The sequence below is a fragment of the Brachyspira sp. G79 genome (assembly GCF_002379365.1).
In the GTDB taxonomy this organism is placed as follows: Bacteria; Spirochaetota; Brachyspiria; order Brachyspirales; family Brachyspiraceae; genus Brachyspira.
Genome location: NZ_JQIU01000008.1, coordinates 483,930 through 485,022, shown reverse-complemented (window position 1 = coordinate 485,022; position 1,093 = coordinate 483,930). Strand labels below are relative to the sequence as shown.

Sequence of the window (1,093 nt, the reverse complement as noted above, 5' to 3'; positions counted from 1 at the left end):
TATCATTATTAGACATTTATAAATTCCTCTTGTTTAGAACTGCTTTCCCATAAATAATTAGTTTTAATAGACTCTTCTAATGTTCTTTTTGGTTCCCATTTCAATATAGTTTTAGCTTTTGTTATATCAGCATAAAGTTTAGCAGGATCTCCAGCTCTTCTTTCTCTTATTTCAACAGGTATTTTTTGATTTAATACTTTTTCACAAGTATCAAATACTTCTTTTACACTATGACCATTTCCTGTACCCAAATTAAACACATCTGTCTTATTTTCTCTTAATAGATATTCATAAGCTAATCTATGAGCTTCAGCCAAATCTAATACATTGACATAATCTCTTACACAAGTACCATCTTTTGTATCATAATCTGCTCCGAATATATTAAAAGTTTTAGATTCATTTATGGCTGATTTTATAATATTTGGAATTAAATGCGTTTCTGGTTCATGCCACTCTCCAATTCTTCCTTTCTCGTCAGAACCAGCTACATTAAAATATCTTAATCTAATAGATTTTAGTTCATATGCCTTGTCATAATCATCCATTATATGTTCAACTGCTAATTTTGAATATCCATACGGATTTATAGGATTCTGAATATGTTTTTCATCTATTGGCGTATATAGAGGTTCTCCATAAGTTGCACATGTGGAAGAAAATACTATTCTTTTAACATCATGTCTAATCATAGTATCAAGTAAATTTATTGTTCCATAAATATTGTTGATGTAATATTTACCAGGATTTTTAACACTTTCTTCCACTAAAGCAAAAGCAGCAAAATGTATAACACCTTGTATATTATAAGAAGAAAATAAATTATCTATATCTTTTAGGTTTCTTAAATCACCTTTTACAAATTTTACATTTCCTAAACCAAGTAATGTATCAACAGTTTCTATATGTCCATTTTCTAAATTATCAAATATTAAAATATTATAATTATTTTCTATCAAATTAAGTACTGTATGACTTCCTATATAACCAGCTCCTCCAGTTATTAACAACATAAAACGCCTCAACTTTACAAAATATTAATTAAGTATATCATATATTTTTTTTCAGTCAAGTATTTTTACTATTTTATATG

1 protein-coding gene is annotated in these 1,093 nt (G+C 26.9%); it reads right to left on the bottom strand.

Annotated elements, in window-relative coordinates; translation table 11 throughout:
• Positions 1-8: 8 nt before the first annotated feature.
• Positions 9-1,013 (bottom strand): UDP-glucose 4-epimerase GalE, encoded by a 1,005-nt coding sequence (gene galE, locus KQ44_RS03625; RefSeq protein ID WP_096736277.1) that lies wholly within the window; start codon positions 1,011-1,013, stop codon positions 9-11.
• Positions 1,014-1,093: the final 80 nt, after the last annotated feature.

Excerpts from the sequence above, each read along its gene's own strand:
- galE (WP_096736277.1), bottom strand. The coding sequence starts at position 1,013 with ATGTTGTTAATAACTGGAGGAGCTGGTTATATAGGAAGTCATACAGTA.